This is a genomic window from Candidatus Zixiibacteriota bacterium (assembly GCA_019038695.1).
Taxonomy (GTDB): domain Bacteria; phylum Zixibacteria; class MSB-5A5; order GN15; family FEB-12; genus B120-G9.
On the sequence record JAHOYZ010000025.1, the window covers coordinates 19,346 to 37,343 of the forward strand.

13 protein-coding genes and 1 pseudogene are annotated in these 17,998 nt (G+C 50.4%); 2 read left to right on the forward strand and 12 right to left on the reverse strand.

Annotation, left to right across the window (positions count from 1 at the left end):
• The first annotated feature begins 94 nt into the window (after positions 1 to 94).
• On the forward strand, positions 95 to 2,221 hold the full coding sequence (locus KOO62_08705; GenBank protein ID MBU8934076.1) for a von Willebrand factor type A domain-containing protein: 2,127 nt from the start codon (positions 95 to 97) through the stop codon (positions 2,219 to 2,221).
• Positions 2,222 to 2,293: 72 nt separating this feature from the next.
• Here the strand turns inward: KOO62_08705 and KOO62_08710 are convergent, their stop codons facing one another.
• The 8 genes and pseudogenes from KOO62_08710 to KOO62_08745 form a co-directional block, all read right to left on the reverse strand.
• On the reverse strand, positions 2,294 to 3,409 hold the full coding sequence (locus KOO62_08710) for an exonuclease SbcCD subunit D (GenBank protein ID MBU8934077.1): 1,116 nt from the start codon (positions 3,407 to 3,409) through the stop codon (positions 2,294 to 2,296).
• Positions 3,410 to 3,485: 76 nt separating this feature from the next.
• On the reverse strand, positions 3,486 to 4,919 hold the full coding sequence (locus KOO62_08715; protein ID MBU8934078.1) for a sigma-54 dependent transcriptional regulator: 1,434 nt from the start codon (positions 4,917 to 4,919) through the stop codon (positions 3,486 to 3,488).
• Positions 4,920 to 4,972: 53 nt separating this feature from the next.
• Positions 4,973 to 5,155: pseudogene (locus KOO62_08720) on the reverse strand (hypothetical protein).
• Positions 5,156 to 5,331: 176 nt separating this feature from the next.
• Complete coding sequence (locus KOO62_08725) at positions 5,332 to 6,177, reverse strand: hypothetical protein (protein ID MBU8934079.1); 846 nt, start codon at positions 6,175 to 6,177, stop codon at positions 5,332 to 5,334.
• Between the two features lie 6 nt (positions 6,178 to 6,183).
• Positions 6,184 to 7,791 carry a fibronectin type III domain-containing protein gene (locus tag KOO62_08730; protein MBU8934080.1) on the reverse strand — a complete coding sequence of 536 codons (1,608 nt, stop codon included), beginning with the start codon at positions 7,789 to 7,791 and terminating at the stop codon, positions 6,184 to 6,186.
• 8 nt (positions 7,792 to 7,799) lie between these two features.
• Positions 7,800 to 8,537, reverse strand: coding sequence for a PEGA domain-containing protein (locus tag KOO62_08735; protein ID MBU8934081.1), 738 nt, complete (start codon positions 8,535 to 8,537; stop codon positions 7,800 to 7,802).
• Between the two features lie 154 nt (positions 8,538 to 8,691).
• A complete protein-coding gene (locus KOO62_08740) occupies positions 8,692 to 9,366 on the reverse strand; it encodes a sugar transferase (GenBank protein ID MBU8934082.1) in 675 nt (224 codons plus the stop codon).
• A 597-nt stretch (positions 9,367 to 9,963) separates the two neighbouring features.
• Complete coding sequence (locus KOO62_08745; GenBank protein MBU8934083.1) at positions 9,964 to 10,908, reverse strand: PorV/PorQ family protein; 945 nt, start codon at positions 10,906 to 10,908, stop codon at positions 9,964 to 9,966.
• A gap of 812 nt (positions 10,909 to 11,720) precedes the next feature.
• Between KOO62_08745 and KOO62_08750 the strand changes: the two genes are divergently transcribed.
• A complete protein-coding gene (locus tag KOO62_08750; protein ID MBU8934084.1) occupies positions 11,721 to 13,787 on the forward strand; it encodes a hypothetical protein in 2,067 nt (688 codons plus the stop codon).
• Between the two features lie 11 nt (positions 13,788 to 13,798).
• Here the strand turns inward: KOO62_08750 and KOO62_08755 are convergent, their stop codons facing one another.
• The 4 genes from KOO62_08755 to KOO62_08770 all read right to left on the reverse strand — a co-directional run bounded on the left by KOO62_08755 (position 13,799) and on the right by KOO62_08770 (position 17,966).
• A complete protein-coding gene (locus KOO62_08755) occupies positions 13,799 to 14,584 on the reverse strand; it encodes a M48 family metalloprotease (protein ID MBU8934085.1) in 786 nt (261 codons plus the stop codon).
• 104 nt (positions 14,585 to 14,688) lie between these two features.
• The gene (locus KOO62_08760) at positions 14,689 to 15,105 is read right to left on the reverse strand and encodes a hypothetical protein (protein MBU8934086.1); all 417 of its coding nucleotides are present in this window, start codon (positions 15,103 to 15,105) and stop codon (positions 14,689 to 14,691) included.
• Between the two features lie 19 nt (positions 15,106 to 15,124).
• Entirely contained in the window at positions 15,125 to 17,215 is a 2,091-nt protein-coding gene (locus tag KOO62_08765) for a glycoside hydrolase (GenBank protein MBU8934087.1), read from the reverse strand.
• Between the two features lie 73 nt (positions 17,216 to 17,288).
• Positions 17,289 to 17,966 carry a tetratricopeptide repeat protein gene (locus tag KOO62_08770; GenBank protein ID MBU8934088.1) on the reverse strand — a complete coding sequence of 226 codons (678 nt, stop codon included), beginning with the start codon at positions 17,964 to 17,966 and terminating at the stop codon, positions 17,289 to 17,291.
• Between the last annotated feature and the right edge of the window lie 32 nt (positions 17,967 to 17,998).

The following is a 17,998-nucleotide window of genomic DNA, read 5'->3' on the forward strand; positions in this document are numbered from 1 at the left end:
CGGGGTGATTGAACATTTCCGGGAAGAAACCCGTCTTTAGGTTGTATTCCCCTCAAGGCCAGTAACAGTACCCTTTTTGGACAGGAGGTGGAATATGCACTCCACACGAAAGACAGTCGTAATGATTCTCCTCATCCCGGTTCTTCTGATCGCCAACGCGCTGCTCTATGCCGCCGCAACCGGCAAAATCACCGGAACGATCACCGACAAAGCAACCGGCCAGCCTATGATCGGAGTCTCCATAATAGTTGTTGGAACCGACCGGGGAGCTATGACCGACTTTGATGGTAAGTATGTCATCCCGCAATTGGAGCCGGGGACGTACACGTTGCGGATCAGTTCTGTCAACTTCACGACTATTGAAGTAATAGATATAATTGTCAGAGCGGATATCACTATCGTGGTTTCGCAGAGCATGGAGGAGTCCACAACAGGGTTGGACAAAGTCATCACTGTCAAAGGCAGACAGGATCAACTCCAGATTCACGACACTGCCACCAAGCAGACCATCACAAAAGAGGAAGTCGCGAGAAAACCAGTGACGACCGTCGATGAATTGCTGACACAATCGTCGGGCGATATGACGAACAGTAAGGGAGAAGTCTTCATCCGTGGCGGTCGCGCCGGGGAAGTGTCCTACATCGTGAACGGTGTTCCGCTTAATAATCCCCAGGGAGGACTCGAACCTGCTGGAGATCAAGCTGGTTGTGTGCTGGGGAGCCCGAAAATCATGATATCTCCGTCTACCCAGACACCCAGACGTAAACGAGAAGTCAGATGTCCGTCTCCTCCAATTCGCCCCCCTTACCCTGATGAATATATTCCTCCTGTTCCCGACGCTATGTATTTTCAGGATTATGGTGTGAACAATTTCACCGACACTCGGGTCGATCATCTCTCAACTTTCGCCATTGACGTTGACGACGCATCATATGTGATGACCCGATCCTACCTCGAACGCGGACAACTGCCACCGTCCGAGGCAGTACGCGTGGAGGAGTTTGTCAATCGTTTCGATTATAACTATGATGCGCCTCGCCATGATGCCTTTCGGGTTCACCTCGAAGGAGCCCCTTCACGGTTCGGACCTGGCACTCAATTACTTAAGATCGGAATCAAAGGGTTAGATTTCTTTGAAGAGGAACGCCAGCCGGCCAACCTGGTGTTTGTCGTGGACGTTTCCGGTTCGATGGGCAAGGAGAATCGTATCGGGTTGGTCCGTCGATCATTGCTGATGCTTCTGAACGAACTGGACTCTCAAGACCAGGTAGGTATTGTAGAATATGGTACCGGTGGCCGGATTGTTCTCGAACCAACCAGCGTGCGGGACAAGCGCCAGATAGAACAGGCGATCATGTTGCTGACCCCGGGTGGTTCCACGAATGCAGAGGCGGGACTCCGATTGGGTTACAAGATGGCCAAGCGACATCTCGATCCCAACCGCATCAACCGCGTTATCCTGTGCAGTGATGGTGTTGCGAACGTGGGACGCACTACTGCCGACGAACTATTGAAGAAAGCTCGCCGGTGTGCCGATTTGGGCATCACGTTGACGACCATCGGTTTCGGTATGGGCAACTACAATGACGTTCTCATGGAGCAACTCGGCGACAAAGGCAACGGTAACTATGCTTATGTCGATGGATTGGATGAAGCCAAACGCGTGATGGTCGAGAACCTGACGGGAATGCTGCAGGTGATCGCCCGCGACGTCAAGATTCAGGTCGATTTCGATCAGCGCGTTGTACGTAGCTATCGTTTGCTGGGCTATGAGAACCGCGACGTGGCTGACCACAAATTTCGTGATGACAAAGAAGACGGCGGCGAGATTGGGGCTGGACACGAAGTGACCGCCCTCTACGAAATCCAGCTAACCGGGAAACGACATCGCGGGAATATCGGCACTGTGCATATCCGCTACAAACAACCGGACATTACAAATGTCTCGCAGGCCAGAGCTGCCGAAGTCACATGCCCGATCCCGGTGAGGATTCTTGGGAGCGATTTCAACCGAGCCACTCGCGGTTTCAAGCTGGCGGCTGCGGCAGCTGAGTTCGCGGAGATTCTCCGTGGATCGCATTGGTCACAGGGATCTGATCTGTATGATGTCCTCGCTCTGGTCGAGGAGATATCCAGGGGAAATCGCTGTCAGGAAATCAACGAACTGAGAAACCTGGTTTCGATGGCTGCAAACAGTGATCAGCAGTTGGCCGAATGGTAGGCATGGGGGCTTAACTGAACCGAACTCCGGCGGGTGGACGAGGATGTCCGCCTGCCGGGGGGAACTTGTGTGCTATTCTTCTTCACTCAGATATTTCATCGCCTCGGTTTTCAATCTTTCCCGATCGAACCCCTTCAAATCGACTACTTCCAGAAACTCCAGAAACGACAAATCGAGCCGCCCGATAGACGCCCGTCCAAATGATTGATCCGAGTCATCCCGTGATACTTTCTGGAAGCTAATGTCCAAGGCGAAGGAGTCTTGTTTCAGACCCGAAATAACATCGCCCGGCATTGTCTTGAGCGTCTCCTCGGTCACACCCTCCACCCGAACCCGTACAATTTTGTCGCCGCTACCGACCGCTTCGACCTTTTCCTTGATAATCGTAGCCAGTTGGTCGCCTCGTTTTCCTGTGGCGTTGATGGTCTGGATATCCACCATCCCCCGGCTGCGTACTTTGTGAAATGTCGTCTTGAATGGCTCCAAATCGACCTCAAGAAACCCCTTGTCAGCCCCTCGTTCAGCTTGTGACAAACGTTCGGTTGAGCCACAATACCAGGCTCTACGGGCCACCTTAGTAAAATTGTGAAAATGACCCAGGGCTACATAATCAAAACCGTCAAAACAGCTCTTGGGGATCTCCTGTTCACCGAGGTCGGCCATAGCAAACTCAGGCATCCCAGCGACGACTCCATGCGCTACAAGGATATTGTGGGTGGCAGCACTATCGGGTTTGGCGTTGCGCAACTCCTCTTGCAGCAGTTCGCCGGTCAGACAGTGTGGGACAGCGTGAATACAGATCTCACCGACTCGACAGGTTTCGAGAGCACTCCCGGTCACTACATACAGGTTGTCGATCTGCCGAAACACGTCCAGCGCCGCGCCCTGATGCGGCTGTTTGGGAGCATCATGATTGCCACTGATCACGACCGTAGGAATGCAGTGCTGCTCGGCTAGACGGTGAAACTGTTCAACTGCTACGGCCATGATCTTGTTGAGGGGACGGACCCGATCAAACAGATCTCCGGCATGAACACAGACATCTGGTTTGATGGCAATAATGCCGTCAATGGCCTCGACAAAAGCGTTGATGATATCTTCCTGACGTAGTGTTAGTCCGCTTTTCCCTCGTCGGGGATGACCGGCGCCGGCATCAAGATGAGTGTCAGCGATGTGGCATAGTTTCATGGGAGCAATATACTATGCACCTGGCCGGGTCGTAAATCACAAAATGGGTGTTGCGGAAGTTACGAATGAATGATGCTTAGTAGATATTGAAGCGTGAGATACGGTCGCGGAGGGTATTACGAGAGATCCCCAACGCTTCGGAGGTCTTGACCTGATTGCCGTCAAACTGCTGCAGGCAGGACGAAATGACGGCCCGCTCGAATGATGATTCAAGAAAATGGAATATCTGACCGGGTGAGTTCAGGATCAACTTGGGCATGATCGGACCAACAATCTTGCGGAAAGCGTCGGTGTAATCTTCCTGCAAATCATCCAGGTCAATCTTCTCACTGCCACTGCCTTCGGTGAGAATCGGAAAGTCTTCCGGCTGAAGGATATCACCCTTCGACATCACGATCGCGGTGTGGACGTTATTCTCCAGCTCGCGCACATTACCGGGCCACTGATACTGAGTGAGCATCTGCATGGCTTTCTTGGAGACGGTCTTCTCTCGCTGACTCGTCTGTCCAGAGTACTTCCGAATGAAGTGTTCGACTAACTGCGAAATATCTGTTTTGCGTTCGCGGAGCGGCGGCAGGAATATCGAGAACACTTTCAGACGGTAGAAAAGATCAACCCGGAACGAGCCTTCCTTCATCGCCTGTACCAGTGATTTGTTCGTCGCGGCAACGATACGGACATCGGCCTCAATACTGTCATTGCCGCCCACGCGCTCGAACTTTTTCTCCTGAAGAACACGCAGAAGTTTTGACTGCGTGAGCATCGACATGTCGCCGATCTCGTCGAGGAACAACGTGCCTTTGTTCGCCTGTTCGAATTTACCAATCCGCTTGAAGTAGGCTCCGGTGAAAGCGCCCTTCTCGTGACCAAAGAGTTCCGATTCCAGAAGTGTCTCGTGCAGAGCGGCACAATTGACCGACAGGAATGGCTTGGAGCGTCGATTAGAATTACGGTGAATGGCACTTGCAACGAGTTCTTTACCGGTTCCGGATTCACCAAAAATCAGGACCGCGGCTTCTGCCTTGGATACCTGACCGATCATCTTGGCTATCTCAACGATCTCTGGTGAGCGACCAATGATCTCATCGTCGTCGCCTAAACCTGGCTCCTCGTGAATCTGCACAGGAGTTCCCGTTCTGCTTCGGTAGGTATGGCCGCAGGCTTTGCTCACCGTGGCTAGAAGTTTGTCAACTTCAAAAGGTTTGGTCAGGTACTCGTAGGCACCCTCACGCATAGCCTCGATGGCATTTTCTGTCGAGACAAAACCGGAGATCACGATAACAGGAAGCTCGTCCCTGATCTCCTTGATCTGCTTGAGTACTTCCAACCCGGAAAGGGTGGGAAGGTTGACATCGAGCATCACTAGGTCCAGATCGGTGTTCTCCTGAACAACCTCACTTACCCGGTCGCCGTCTTCCAGAAAACTGAAAGAAAACTGATCGCTGTCAAACAAATTGGCCAGCGATTGCGATAACTCTTTGTCGTCGTCAACTAGTAGAATCTTCTTCATCTTCGACAATACCTCTTTTGGCATATGGGTATTATCGGCGGGAAGAGCGATTCTTATAGGCTGGAGTTCAAGATTTCCAGAGAAAACTCAATATTGGTAGTCTTTTTTTTATCGTATTTCTCAATGAACTCATAAAGAATAGTTCGACTGATAGACAAACGGCGACCGACCTGGGAGATGTTCCAGTTTGAAGCAGTTAAGGCTTTCTTGAGATACTCCTTCTCGCCCTCCTCACGAACATCATGACGGGTTGACGTTGATCATCTGAACTATGTCACCGTCAAATTTCTAACCCCTTGCCTTGGTTCTCCTCAGCAAGACAATTTTAGATGCAATTGGTTAGAGAGATGATACCATCCTGTGCTCATGCAGGGATGGCAACCCAAAAGACAGTCTTAGCTACCGACAACGATTATTCTTCTTCGGCAACCAGCAGCCGAACCACGACTCCCATCCAGATGAAATGGACAATCATATCAAGCGCCAGCCCTGCCACCATTACCCAGTAGACAAGCTCCGGTTTGAATAACTCAACTATTCGTGTGGGATTGCCAGAGATACCTGAGACCACAATCGGTCCTGTCAACACACACGCTGCGATTACAAGGCAGGTTATTGGATTGGCCAGAAACAGGCGCAATGAACGCCGCAAAGCCTGAAGAGCGTTATCTCGGTAGATAACGACCGACGGTACTAGAGCCAACAACCACGCCACGATAAAGACAAATAGCGATGGTAGAATAACCCATTCGAAGAACAGGACCCGACGCGGACCATACCGCAACCATTCCGACAGTGCCGCGGTCAGCCCCATACTCGCTGCTATCAGGATAATATTAAGTAAGGCATAGACCAGCACCAGATGAATCCAGCGCGACCACAACTGTCTGGCTTTGAACCGGTCCTCTTCGGCAACCTGTACATAGCTCTCATAAAACAACAGCGATGCCGCACCAAGGAACAAACCTTCGACTATAAGACCCAAATACAGTTTGGCCCATTCAAAGAAATACGGCAGTAAAAGAAAATGCCCGGGGTAATGAGTAAAACCGATCGCCTCCTGTTCGCCGAACAGCCCCGTCCAAGCTGACATGATGCCAAAGAGAAACTGCGAAGTAAACTGCCGGTGTGCTTCCAGAAGTAACCATTGCAGAGCGAAATACGACAGTAGCCACAACCAGATGCGCCATCGCCCCATCTGCCTGAATACATCCAAGAAGAGCCCGATTAGCCTGTTCGTACCCGCCATGAAACTCACAGACAGCTACTCCCCTGCTGGTGCTGGAGCACTCACAGTGTTACTGGCATCTGATTTCTCACCGTGCTTGTCGAAAACGTACAGAACAAAGAAGTAGTTCCCGGTGGCGACAGGCAGGCTGATGCCAGCCCTCAGTAACTCATCAATGTCGTTACCCTTCCACACAAGAGTCGTGAACATAACCAGCGATGGCTGAGAAACTAGCGCCGAAGCCGGGCGGTAAATCCGATATGAATCGAAGTCCGACTCGGTGCTCTTCGTCCAATGCAGTTCGGTCGTTGTTTCGCTACCGTTGTCCACCACAAACAGCTCTACCGGGTCAGGGGTAGTGTTGACCAGCGTGCGCGCAGTCGCCACATCGGAAGCTGCGCTCAGACCGGATTTGTCATAGATATAGTGGCGGTAGTAATACTGCATATTGTCGTCAAGATCGGTATCCGTGAAATCAGTACTAGTAGATGTACTCGTGGCGTAAACCAACGTGGATGACTCCGACACAGCCGAAGTAGTATGCCTGTAAATCCGATAGGCAGCAAAATCAGCCGCGCTGCTGGTCGTTTGCGTCCATGTCAGGCTAATCTCAAAAGTAGAAAGAGGCGAGGCTGTCAGGATCACTGATTGAGGCGGTGTAAATATGGTCAGAAAGTTGGACGCCGTGAAGTCAGGGGCGCTATTACCAGCCTCGTCGGTGAAACGACCGGTTACTTCACCATGATCCAGTGTATATGATACAGGTACAACCCAAGCGCCATAGTATATACCATCATCGGCTTCCGGATCAACACCGACACCATCATCGTACAAGTCAATGCGGCCCGACAACCCACCATCAAATGAAATGCTCGCATCACCGCCAGCCTCACCGCTTGTTACTCCAAATGTTATAGTTTCTCCCACAGTGAAATACTCGCCATTGGCAGGTACCGTAAAGAAAACGCTATCGATAGTAGCCCGGGTATCCACTACTATAGAGTCGCTGAGAACGTTTCCAGTCCTGGATCCATCATCAAACTGCAACCGGGCATATAGCCATTTGGTACCATCACCGTCAGACAGCTCATAATTGATTACCGTACCCTCAAAAGGGATCCAAATATCAGTTGCAAAAGTCTGGTCTTCCGAAAGCATAATATGCGACGTCTGAGTCGGGGCGTTGATATTGACCCGCACCGATAGCCCCTTAACCAGCTCTCTGCCTGATTCAATAGCGATCGAGAGGTATGTAAACACGGCTTTCACCGCTTCTGACTGTTCCCACTCCAACCCCGAAGTTGATACAGCGGCCACTTTGATATAATAGCTTTCGTTAATCAGCAACTGGTCTAGCTGAATGGATCTCGCAGCTGTTGAGTCACGGAGAACGAAGTCAGATTCCTCACCCACTCTTGGTTGAACTGCAGCATATATACGATACATACCCACAACCTCAGGATTGGCAATCTCCCAACTGAGAGAAATCGATTGGTCGTTTAGCAAAACGGTTAGATTTTTCGGTACCGGGCCGCTATCAGGGATTGATCGAACCGGATCACGAGAATCGATATACCGATCGCAACCTCCACCCAGAGCCAGAAGCATCAGAAGCAGAAAGAGTGTGATTATTTTCGTATTCATATGCTCACCTAAAACCCGGTTGTAATTGCCAGTCCCACGCGATCTGTACCGGCTGTTGGTTCGAGAGTTAGACCTTTGACTGAGAAAATGCCACGTTCCTCTGGAAAGAAAAATAGCACATCAATCAGATTGATAACCCAAATGCCTATCGCCAAACCAATCGTGGCTCTTCTGACGTTCTCCGCATCATAGGCCTCATTCTGAGCTGCATCCAATCCCGCCTGTAAACTGAGCAACTCGCTGATATTACCATGTACAGCAACAGAATCACGCTCCGCCAGACGGTATTCATAAACCTCGTATTTGTCATCAAAACTCTTGTCGGCCAAATAGTAGCTGATACCAGCCCCCACTGCCAAACCAGCCAGAAGAAAGGCTTTTCTATTTTGAGTAGTGTACTTCTGGCCCCACCCGGGAATGAAAAACGACCGCGCAACTGCCTTGAGTCGGGTCTTAGGTACAAGACTTATGTCTACGGCGAGGGGTTTACTCGGATCGAGCACCAACCGCGTGGAGTAATCTTCGTAGCCGTGCTTCATTACCGTGAGTTTGTAATCACCCACCATAAGATGTCCGAATCGAGCCGGCGTAATGCCCGAAACAACAGCGTCACCACTGAGAATCACCTGGGCTCCAGGTGGATTAGACCGCACGGTTAGATTCCCCTGAGTTGTCGATTGCGCCCAACAGAGCGTCGACCATCCCAAAAGAAACACAACAGTCGCCAAAGTCCTTTTTAGCGTCATAATCCCTACAAGTTAATGAACGAGTTTATCTAAACTATTGTATCGGTAAATGTATGGAAAAGTTTGAATCGTAACAAGTCATAAAAGATAAAGGATCGCAACCTTGTTACAATCCTGATAGTATCTATCCGTTAGTGTACAGTCCGGTTTGATCTCAGCAAGATCCCCTTCCTGTCAGAACAACTACTACTGTCCGTAGCAATATCTTGATATCAGCCCAGAATGACCAAGTGCGGATGTACTCAAGATCACGGTCCACCTTGCGAACCACCGAATCCAAACTGGAATCGTAACCGGTCTCGACCTGCGCCAATCCGGTCAGCCCCGGTTTGACATCCAGACGAGCAGTATAGTTTTCCACTTTGGTGGCAAGATCGGCTACAAAACTGGGGCGCTCAGGTCGAGGACCTACCAGTGACATTTCCCCCCTGAGAACATTGATAAACTGAGGAAACTCGTCCAGTCGAGTCTTTCGTAAAAACCGCCCAATTCTCGTAATCCGCGGATCGCCCTTAGTAGCCCAAACAGGACCACACTGCTTCTCGGCGTCATGAACCATCGTCCGGAACTTGATCACCCGGAAGGTACTACCCATTGCGTTCTCCCGACGACGTTCCCGCGACCGATGATCTGTGCTGTCACTACGCTGATGATACCGTCGATCACTCCGCCGACGGTTCCTGCCTACTCGCACCTGGGTATAGAACACAGGGCCTGACGAGTCGAGTTTAATTAGAATCGGAACAAGGATGAAAATTGGAATAGACAACAAAAGCCCGACAAACCCTCCTACAATATCCAGCGTTCTTTTCATGAATTGACCAACCATAGCCGTAACCCTTTCAGGTCTGGTCATTGTTGCTGGTATTGCAAGCGCAAATAACAACGAACATGCTACAAATAACAAACCATGTATGTATTCACAAGAAAAATGTCTGAGCTGCTCAACAAACGGGACATATCCGGCTGTAGTCGATGCTCCGCGCAATGAAGTGCCCCCAACTGCAACTCCATAATCGAACTGAGTCTGTACCATTGCTCCAGCACTGTCGCTTTGCTGATGGGCTGAACTGTTCAATTCACTACTCATTAGGTATGCTTCTATCAACAATCTCTTGTTTATTAAATTTACTACCTCACACGAAGCAAAAGGATTGCCAAAAGTACACAATTGGAGTACTACGAACCGCGTCCCACAGGACACGCTGCGTAACGGGCTGTCTCCCCTTTAGTTACACAAATTCCATAATCACTCATAAGAGGTAATCTTATTTCTCTCTCACAAAATAATGACAACTCACACACACCCATCCCTCACTTAACACATATTGTGCAACGGATTGCGATGTGAATGGCGACTGTAACCAACAAAAAAACCAGCCTTCCGGCTGGTTTCTCACGGGTCAATTGAAGATTGTTATGTCCGTCAGTCGGTAATTTTGAACACCAGGGAGAAGCGATGAAGGTCCTCGGATGAGTAGTGTTCGCTCGGTGTATAGGCGTAGTCAAGCTGGGCTCGACCAAACTGCACACCGGCACCAAAGGTGATCCCGGTCCCGAACGAACGATTATCCTGACCGGGATAATAGTTGTAGCCACTACGGATAAAATATTGGTCTGAGAATCCAAACTCGAATCCCTGACGAATAACACTTCCGCCGTGGAATCGTTTTTCCAGTTCAATCGAAGTGAGCAGGTCTGCCTTCACTGGACGAACCGCCACACCCAGACGGCCAGCTGACGGAAGGGGTTCGACGACGCCATCGAAATCCATGTCTGGACCCATGTTGATGAGAACCGCAGCCACTGAGAATCTCTCCTGCTGGTATTTACCACCAATATCCACAGCGAAAGAAGATCCGTTGAGATCATCCAGTTTCTGCGTGATGAACTTCCCGGTGAAGCCAACGCTGATTTCCGGGGATAGAGCATAACCAGCCGAAACACCGCTGTAAAAATCATAGGCACTGATTTCACCGAGAGACACACCGTTGACATCGCGACCGTCAATCGTCCCATAGCCAAGGTAGCTGATTGACACCGCCAGGGTTGTTTTGTCACTCACCTGCCACGCTACCGATCCATGCTCCATTTTGATATCCTGGTACCAAGAGAAATGCCCCAGGATTACTTCGCCCCTGTTAACAGATGTCAATCCTGCCGGATTCCAGTATGCGGCATCGACGCCATCACTGACTGCGCTATTGGCTCCCCCCATTCCAGCCGCCCGAGCACCTACACCAATCAGTAGAAAATCGGCGGCTGTCTGACCAGCATTTGACGCCGCAAAAGATACTCGCCCGAACAGCGATACCAGAATCAGTAGGAACAAAAACCCCAGGAAGACTCTCTTAAGCGTACGTCGGTACATTCAATACCCTTTCACACCGAGCTGTTTGCTTGTGAACAAAGGCAACCCGAATGCCAACATCGCTTCTATTCAATGCTATATTCGATCCTGTCACTAATATCCTTGTAGTTACATAACCAATTGAGAGGCAATACATTCTCGCAACACACCTCTCGCGCTATGCTGTCCTTCGGCGACTCCGGTGAGCCCTCTTCTGACAGCACCAAATGCGCCGTCGCTCAATCCCTGAGCAGTCTTCCAATCTACCTCACCGCAATCTCATATAATGTGTTGCCACTAAGCGGATTATCGGCACTGTAAAACTTTCAATCACTCTTTTACAGAATGTTCCAAAAACACGCACACTTCAAACCTGATATAGGACGTTTCCTACGCCTACATTAGATACTTCCAACACTCCCATAAACCATCAGGGTCTCATATGGATACTGCCATCATGCAAGAACCAATGAGTTGTTTTTCGTTTCCGTTCTCAGCGGTGGAACTGCCATAACAATACCTGACGGCTCTTCGCAAGGCCTCTCGCCACTGAGGATTTTCTGTTATGACTTGGTAGCCCAATCCCCTTGTCCAGTCAACAAAAAACAGCCCACGGGGGAACATTTTTCCGTGTTGTAACAGGCCATATCTCATCACGTTACGTCATTGTGTGTGGTGTTGTCAAATTAAGTCAGAAACAATGTCCCGCTCGGAATGATTTTCCATCAAATAGCCAGTTTAATACCCCCACTTTTGTCTGTCGATGGCAACCAGAGAAGGGAATGACTGGAAGTGATATTTGACAGTATTCCAGCCATTGGGTATAGTATATCATGCACTTCGGAGAATCAGCATCAACCCGCCCGTTGTTGGCAGCCATCATCGCCTACAACATCATGCTCATTGCGTTTTTCGTAGCGTCCTTCTTCCCTGAGACACGAATCTGGGGCTTCAATCAGTGGGCATACTTCCCCCTATGGATACGAGCAGGCGTTCTCGGTCTGGGTGTTCTGGCCGGTATGCTGGTGTTGTTCTGGAAGCCAAGCAACGATGACCGCACCGACGAAACCTCAGACCCGAAAGCTGATCGGAATTATCTGCTGATCTCCATATCACTTGTCATCGTGGCCGGAGTCCTCTTCTACTTCTTCCGTGCCCGGACACATTTCCTGGGCGATGGATACACTGTCCTAAGCCTACTCGCCGCCGATGAGCCATTGATCAAGTCCAGAGAACTGGGGGAAGCCTACGCGCATATCTGGCTCAAGAACATGATTGGCGGTGACGGTCAGAGCGCCGCCTTGGCCAGTTTCCGGATAATCTCCATCGTATCCGGTCTGGTATTCGTTTCGATAAGTGCTCTCGTGAGTAGTCGTCTGTTTGATGAGAATACAAGACGAGTCTTGTTTCTGTTGGGACTTGTCACCGGCGGCTACATGTTATTGTTCTTCGGATACGTTGAGAACTATTCCCTATTTGTTCTCAGTGCCATGATCTACGGATTGATTGGTCTGGCTGTTGCGTTGGGAAAAATGAGAATCTGGACAATTATCCCCGCACTTTTTACCACAATCTTATGCCATATATTTGGGGTCGTGCTGATTCCAAGTGCGATCTACCTACTTACACGACGAACCCATACCGGTCGCCGGCTTTCCCGCACCTCCACCAAAACCAAATTGCTCATTGCTGTAGTGGCCTGTATAGCAGGTGGGGCCGTGTTCCTGCATTTCTACCAATCCAATCTATTCTTCCGTTTTGCGATTGTGCCACTGATTGGTAACAGGTTCACTGCCGGCGGATATACATTATTCTCGCTTGATCATCTGATCGACTATGCCAATCTCCTGATTATTCTATTGCCTGGCCTACCAATCCTGTCTCTTGCGGCCACACACAAGAACTGGCGACGCCAACTGAGTCAGCCGCAAAATCTATTTCTGGGCATCTTTCTGTTGTCAGCCCTCGGAGCCGTTTTCATCTTTGATCCTAAGCTGGGCATGGCTCGTGACTGGGACCTGTTTGCGGTCAGCGGTATCCCCATGGGCATGCTGCTCTATTACTGGCTCTTTGACGGTCCACACTCAGACGCACTCCGAACGAAAGTAATCGTATTTGCAATTTTATTGGGCGCAGTCTCTTTGTCAGGAAGAGTTGCGAACGTAAATACAGCCGATGTTGCTGTCGAGCGATTCAGAGACAACCTCTACCTTGATCAAGCACGGGGAAGGAACGCCTGGAGTCTGCTTGTCGAATACTACAGGGAAAACAGCGACAGCACAATGGCTACGCAGATAAAAAGAGAATGGGATGTTGCTCATCCAGAGCGAGGGTTCTATTTCAAGGCACACTATCTAATGAATAACGGCCAAATTGTAGCCGCCACCAAAATGCTTGAAGCAATTGCTTGCGCGTACCCCATCTACGCTCTTGCTTGGAGCAAATTGGGAGAATGTCTACTGTACAAAAACAAGCTGGATAGTGCCATCGTGTGTCTGCACATTGCTCTCGGGTTAAATCCGCATGAAATATATGCCTACAATAACCTCGGGACATGCTACCTCAAAATGGGACGACCCAACGATGCTCTTAAACCTTTAACAGAAGCCCTCTCTCTTTCAGATTCTGTATCCCAGATTCACTGTAATCTCGCTGATACATATGATATGCTCCGCGATCAGGAGAAGTCTCTTTATCATATGTCACAGGCAGTTGCCGACCCGGATGCCCCACTTACTGTCGTCAAGCGGGTTGCTGGGAAGTACGCCCGGTTGCGAGATTACTTTCGAGCGGCGGAGCTGTATCAACGCGCCCTCAAGCGCGGTTTGGATAGTTCCGTTGTTGCATCACAGATAGAAAAACACCCTGATCTGAGACGATACCTGTCGGAATTCAAGTAGGACAGATGAGCCTACGGCTTCTTCTTCGCGGGGAGGCGTTTGAGCATCTGCTGATAGCGTGTCCGTCCGTCGGTAAGGCCACTCCGTAGCGGCTGCATTTCGGCGATTTGCGTTCTGGCATTTGCAATACGTTCCTGCGTGTCAGGATGAGAAGACATCAAACCTTCAAAGACGCCGCCGTGCCCTGCTCCTCCCAAAGCGGCCAACCGATCGAACATCCCCAATGCTCCCTGTGGATCATACCCGGCTTTTACCATGTAATGAATGCCATAGCTGTCGGCCTCACGTTCGTTGTCTCGGGAATACTTTGAGAAAATAAGGTTCATGCCTAACCCGACAGCAACTTCGAGCACCTGACTATCTTTTCCACCTAGTACTAGATCATATGCAGCCGCCACGCCAAGAACGGTCTGCAATCGCTTCACTCCATGACGCGCTACGACATGGGATATCTCGTGGGCAATCACAGCCGCCATCTCGCCCTCGGTTTGCATCTCGCGCAACAGGCCAGTATAGAAATAGATGTATCCCCCAGGTGCGGCGAAGGCATTGATCTGATCCGATTCGATAACTCTGAAATGATACTCAATATCACGACGGTCGCACCCGGCCGCAATCTTCTGACCGACTTCGTTGAGATAGTTCTGCCAGACAGAATCGGTCAGGATCGTCTCTGAGGCCTCGACCTGTTCAGCCATACCGGCCCCAATCGACACTTCCTGACTTGAGGGGATAATGATCAGGGATTGCTTGCCACCCGGTCCGGTAGTGGCACAGCCGACCAGAAGGCATACCATCGTTATTAACAAGAAACGGGATATATGTGATGTGGTTCTGTTCATCGTAACCTCGGTTTGATTCTTTCGGCAGAATCGTAGCGCAGGGCTCCTGCCCTACTTGGCTAGAGTTTCGACTTCTCGGCGATGTCCCCAATGATCGGCAGGCGGTAGTTCTTCCCCTGCACGGCGAAGATAATCCCTGCCACCGACAATGCAGCAGCAAACACGATGAACACTTTGAAAACGAAGTCAGCTATGCCGTCGATGAGAAATAAGGCCGCGACCAATTCAACGAGGAACAGCATTACGCCCTGACGAGCATGAAAACGAGCTTCCTTATTATCGCGCATGTTCAATAGTGGGATGAAACACAGAAATGGAATATAGGCCAATATGGCCGCCATACGCCCTTCCTCGGTCGCAAATTCATTACCTCCCGAAGATGCCTGGCCCGAATCACCAGAGTTCGGTTGTTCGAGCTCGGGGATTACGCCCGCCTGCTTGTCGCCGGGGTCATCTTTGAAGAACGACTCATTCATGAGATACTCCTCTTTCGCCTCATCCCGCCGGCCAGAACAACTCCAGGCTCGTCTGGTAAACCGGGAACTTAATCGGCTCATCTTCCGGCCAGCTTTCGAGGGTCGCCTGGCCATCCAGAAAAGCGACTTTGAGTCCCAACTCGCCAAAACCTTCTGGCCAAATGTAGCTTCGTGGGACCGCTATCTCCAACACCTCTTCCAGTACCGCCTGATTCACTCCATCTATCTTGGACCAGTCGTCCGAGTCTCGAAGCGACAACGAGATGACTTTCTTGTCTGGAGCATAAAGACTCAACTGCAGCACCGGTTCCTTAACTGATTCTACCCCGTTTGTGTTCGTGAAGTCAAGCCTAATATAGAGATTGTCATGATCGTAGGCGAAGAGAATTTCTTTGAGGTATTGCTTGGCCCGATGCATCGCACTTCCAGCCTCAACACAATTAAACGATCCCGCCCCGGCCCATTCATAGAAATGGGTCCTGCAGCCGTCCACAATTGGCGTGACCAGATCATCGGCCAGAACAACATGCGCCCGAGGGGTACCGCGAGAAATTGGCGTCAGCAATGCCATCGGAACATCCAGCTCCAGAAGTTCATAGAGATTGACAAGATGCCTTCGGAAGATGGCATCGAACTGGGCATTGAAGGCGCCACGATGTTCATCACCATACCACCAGCACCAATCCGACCCCTCGGCGATATAAACCTGCCGCCACGCCGCTTTTAGTCTGACAGCATTGAAATCGGGATGGAGCGTCTCAAATTTGATGAGGGCATTTCGCGCAATCGCCAGAAGATCCCAGGCCAGATTGTCTTCGGGATGTCCGATCCAAATGCGAAAGTTGTGATTGATCCACGACCCGGCGAAGATCGTTGGCAGCACACGACTATTGATGCCGGCCGCTGCTTCGGTCATTGTGACCGTTTGTATTTCCGGATCGCTACCCAGCCGGCGATAAAGCTCGTCGAGGAAATCGTGACCATCATTGGGATAATACTCCCAGGCGTTTTCTCCATCGAGAATAACCGGAATTACGACATCGTCCAGACGGGAACCATTAAGGTCACCGATCTTCTTTATGTGTCCTATGAAATCATCAACGGCCCGATCGGCATCCCACCCGGAATACACGAACCCGATCCTGTCTGACAGGGCATGATCACGGAAAAAGAGCTTCAGGCCAGGACCATATTCGTAGACACTATGTAAAGAGTTTTGCTCATGGCTTAAGCCAGCCTTGCTGAGTGAATGAAAGAGAATCTCCTCGTCGGATGCAATCCACTTCACGCCCAGCTTCATGCAGATCCTGGCTACTTCCTCCGAAATGGAACCTTCCGAAGGCCACATGCCTTGCAGTGGTCGGCCGAAGAGTTCCTCGTACTTATCCATCGACATTGCGATTTGGCGCTCAGCGTCTTCGGGGTGCTGGAATCGTGTCTTGGGAAGCGAGATACCAGGCAGAGCTTCGCGAGCACATTCGGTATCGACCAGGAGCGGCAGTATGGGATGGTAATACGGCGTGAAAGAAACGTCAATTCTCCCCTCATTAAGGAGATCACGATGAGTCGGCACTATTTGCACCATAACCTCCAACTGCCAGTCGAGTAGCGCCTGCTTGTCTTCCTCAGAATAATGACGTCCTTTTTGCAGGAGCGACCGAATCGGCTCATCATCAAAAAACATTGGATCAATCCAGGCCAGGTTGGACCAGACTTGCAGATCCCGCATTTCCTCAGAGGAAAACAGGGCTGGCAGAACTGAATCTTCAGGACAACTGCACTTCTTTCGGTATAGCTCCCGGTAACGATCATACGGCTCAATCATCTGTGGCGGATGAGCTGAGAAGAATGTAGCCAGAATGTCTCTACGCTGATCCTCGGAGAGGAAATCGGCTCTCAGGCGGCTGAGGTCCAGATGGTCATCACTGCCACCATCAAGGTAGATCTGTAACTGATCCAGAAGTGACGGAACGAGATTGAAAGTTGTATGGACGTTTTCATGACGGGCCGCCAGTAGCGGCATATCAAGATAATCCTTGGTGGCGTGAAAACGAACCCAGGGCAGGACCATCCGATTAGAACCCGGTTCCTGATAATTAGGCTGATGCATGTGCCACAGGATGGCAACTTTAATTGAGGGAGATATGGCCACCGGATCTGCCCGCCCTATATTAAGTCAATCGCTAAGGCTGTGACTTTTCGGCGAAATTGCGAGCAACGCGTTTGTACAACTCCGTCGACTCGTATTTCTCCTCAATGACACCGAGTTGAGCACGTGCCTGCTCAATGTCTCCAACCAACAGATAGTTGCGTACGGCACCAGCAAGATAGTCGCCCTCTAGAGGGCCATCTTCAAATGCGGCGGCCGCTTCAACAAAGTTGGTGGCAGCTTCGGCGAACTGAGCCTGATTCTCATAGACCGATGCCAATCCGGCCATTGCCGCTGATCGATTGAGAGGATTGTCATGGAACTGAGCAATGTACATCTCCCAATACCGAATTGCCTCGGGATAGTTGCGAGTCTCGAAGTTGATATTGCCTAAAGCGTAAATACTCTTCTCAAGTAATCCTTTGTCCGAAATCGTTTCGATCGCTTGCGTCAGGCTAGCCAATGCCACCTGTAGATTCCCGCTCCGATATTCCATCATAGCCCGGGCATAAGAATCGGATTCCCGAAGGGCTGCCTCTTTCTGGCTGTCCAAATAATAGGCTCCAGCAACACCAATGAGGATGACCACCACAATGCCGATCACCAGGAATTGCCAGTTGTCCGACACATGCTGCCGGGAACTCAAGACAAAAGTTGTGAACTTGTCTTCTTTGATCTGTCTTTTGGTCAGTTTGACCTTGCCGTCATACATTCAATACTCTCCAGCAATAACTCTCTATAGAT

Excerpts from the sequence above, each read along its gene's own strand:
- KOO62_08740 (MBU8934082.1), bottom strand. The coding sequence starts at position 9,366 with ATGGTTGGTCAATTCATGAAAAGAACGCTGGATATTGTAGGAGGGTTT.
- KOO62_08705 (MBU8934076.1), top strand. The coding sequence starts at position 95 with ATGCACTCCACACGAAAGACAGTCGTAATGATTCTCCTCATCCCGGTT.
- KOO62_08745 (MBU8934083.1), bottom strand. The coding sequence starts at position 10,908 with ATGTACCGACGTACGCTTAAGAGAGTCTTCCTGGGGTTTTTGTTCCTA.
- KOO62_08765 (MBU8934087.1), bottom strand. The coding sequence starts at position 17,215 with ATGCATCAGCCTAATTATCAGGAACCGGGTTCTAATCGGATGGTCCTG.
- KOO62_08730 (MBU8934080.1), bottom strand. The coding sequence starts at position 7,791 with ATGAATACGAAAATAATCACACTCTTTCTGCTTCTGATGCTTCTGGCT.
- KOO62_08715 (MBU8934078.1), bottom strand. The coding sequence starts at position 4,919 with ATGAAGAAGATTCTACTAGTTGACGACGACAAAGAGTTATCGCAATCG.
- KOO62_08770 (MBU8934088.1), bottom strand. The coding sequence starts at position 17,966 with ATGTATGACGGCAAGGTCAAACTGACCAAAAGACAGATCAAAGAAGAC.
- KOO62_08750 (MBU8934084.1), top strand. The coding sequence starts at position 11,721 with ATGCACTTCGGAGAATCAGCATCAACCCGCCCGTTGTTGGCAGCCATC.
- KOO62_08710 (MBU8934077.1), bottom strand. The coding sequence starts at position 3,409 with ATGAAACTATGCCACATCGCTGACACTCATCTTGATGCCGGCGCCGGT.
- KOO62_08735 (MBU8934081.1), bottom strand. The coding sequence starts at position 8,537 with ATGACGCTAAAAAGGACTTTGGCGACTGTTGTGTTTCTTTTGGGATGG.
- KOO62_08760 (MBU8934086.1), bottom strand. The coding sequence starts at position 15,105 with ATGAATGAGTCGTTCTTCAAAGATGACCCCGGCGACAAGCAGGCGGGC.
- KOO62_08755 (MBU8934085.1), bottom strand. The coding sequence starts at position 14,584 with ATGGTATGCCTTCTGGTCGGCTGTGCCACTACCGGACCGGGTGGCAAG.